The sequence below is a fragment of the Pedobacter sp. ASV12 genome (assembly GCF_016429155.1).
GTDB lineage: Bacteria > Bacteroidota > Bacteroidia > Sphingobacteriales > Sphingobacteriaceae > Pedobacter.
Map to the genome: position 1 here is coordinate 1 of NZ_JAELUC010000181.1, position 1630 is coordinate 1630.

At 47.7% G+C, this 1630-nt stretch carries 4 protein-coding genes; 1 reads left to right on the forward strand and 3 read right to left on the reverse strand.

What is annotated here, in order from left to right:
- The coding region (locus JHD69_RS19715) for a hypothetical protein (protein WP_199142049.1) at window positions 1-223 on the forward strand (223 nt) is incomplete at its 5' end.
- Between the two features lie 160 nt (window positions 224-383).
- On the opposite strand, the gene JHD69_RS19720 is transcribed toward JHD69_RS19715, so the two are convergent.
- The 3 genes from JHD69_RS19720 to JHD69_RS19725 form a co-directional block, all read right to left on the reverse strand.
- Window positions 384-641 carry a hypothetical protein gene (locus tag JHD69_RS19720; protein WP_199142050.1) on the reverse strand — a complete coding sequence of 86 codons (258 nt, stop codon included), beginning with the start codon at window positions 639-641 and terminating at the stop codon, window positions 384-386.
- Between the two features lie 181 nt (window positions 642-822).
- Complete coding sequence (locus JHD69_RS21345; RefSeq protein WP_255530801.1) at window positions 823-957, reverse strand: hypothetical protein; 135 nt, start codon at window positions 955-957, stop codon at window positions 823-825.
- An 11-nt stretch (window positions 958-968) separates the two neighbouring features.
- Window positions 969-1499, reverse strand: a complete 531-nt coding sequence (locus JHD69_RS19725) for an IS1595 family transposase (RefSeq protein WP_199142051.1) — start codon at window positions 1497-1499, stop codon at window positions 969-971.
- Window positions 1500-1630 lie beyond the last annotated feature (131 nt).

Sequence of the window (1630 nt, forward strand, 5' to 3'; positions counted from 1 at the left end):
CCCCCCCCCCCCCCCCCCCCCCCCCCCCCCCCCCCCCCCCCCCCCCCCCCCCCCCCCCCCCCCCCCCCCCCCCCCCCCCCCCCCCCCCCCCCCCCCCCCCCCCCCCCCCCCCCCCCCCCCTTTTCAAGCAGAAGACGGCATACGCGATCATGAGTACTGTCTCGTGGGCTCGGAGATGTGTATAAGAGACAGGCCTTGTGTATTTGTATATACTATTTCTTAGACCCGCTTTTTGTTCCCTGTGTAGGTTTATCCACAGTTTGTGTATTTGTATGATCTTTAGCCATGATGTCAAATTATGGCCTTAAAATACAAATACATTTAAAAACATTTTGTAACAAAAATGCCGACACTTGGCCGGCATTTTATCTTGGTTAGCTACATCAATATGATGTATAGCTATCTACTTTATAGTTCCTAAAAGTAACCATAACTCTTTTTCCATCATAGAAGTAAGTTATATAAGACGTGCCAGAAACGCTTGAAACTGTCCGCCTCGATGGCTGTCCCCAATATTTTTCTACTTTTTCTATTTTGTCTCCTTCTTTTGGGAAATACGTGTCCGGCGTATAATTGTCCTTTTCACAGGAAATCATAAATGTTGACACGGTAAGCATTAGCATTAAGATTGTTTTTTTCATGTTTGTCGTATTTAGGGTTTAAATTAAAAATGGCGTGGACTAAGTATTTCGCGCTACCCAGGGTTACGACGCCCCAACAGACACAAAGATACAGCCACGCCATTGCTGGCGCACCATAAGCTCTGTATTGTCTGTTTGCCTTTTGTCGTAATTTGGGCAGCAATACTACTATAGTGCAATATTATTTGGTTTCTTTTTTCGGATTTGTCTTGACAGCTATTTCTATCATCTGTTCAAGCGTTCCTTCAAAGCTTACCTTTTCCTCATATTTATCCGCTCTTGTCTTTGGCGGTTTATTTTTCTTTTCTTTAGACATATTGTTCAAATCTATGAAATTAATTGCGAATAGGTTAAACGCTTGTTGTCGCAAAGCTTTATGGCGCTGTCGAACCTCAAAACGTCTTCCGTCTTTCTGGTGTTGTATCTATAGCCAAATTCATGGCAATATCTGTGTAGGTGCTTATGGCTTACATTATGGTAAATGCCTATGATGCCTCTTTTCAACTGCGACCAGAAACCCTCTATCGAGTTTGTATGCCTATCGCCAACAGTAATATAGTTTCCTTCTGTATGTTTTATCTTGGTGTGCTCAAATGTTTGTTGCAGTCCATTGTATGAATTATAGCTGTCAGTGATCACATCGGTTCCTACGGCAATATTTTCTACCATAATATTTGTCAGCGTTTCGCTAGAAGTTTCATCAACTACGAAAGTCCTTACCTCACCGTCACGTTGCAAAATTCCCAATACAGGTTTTTTATCTATTGCGCTACGCCCCTGCGACCCCTCAACTTTTTTGCCTGCATGTCTGTTCTTGTTTTTTCCACCTACGTATGTCTCATCCTGTCTCTTATACACATCTAAATTGGGGGGGGGGGGGGGGGGGGGGGGGGGGGGGGGGGGGGGGGGGGGGGGGGGGGGGGGGGGGGGGGGGGGGGGGGGGGGGGGGGGGGGGGGGGGGGGGGGGGGGGGGGGGGGGGGGGGGGGGG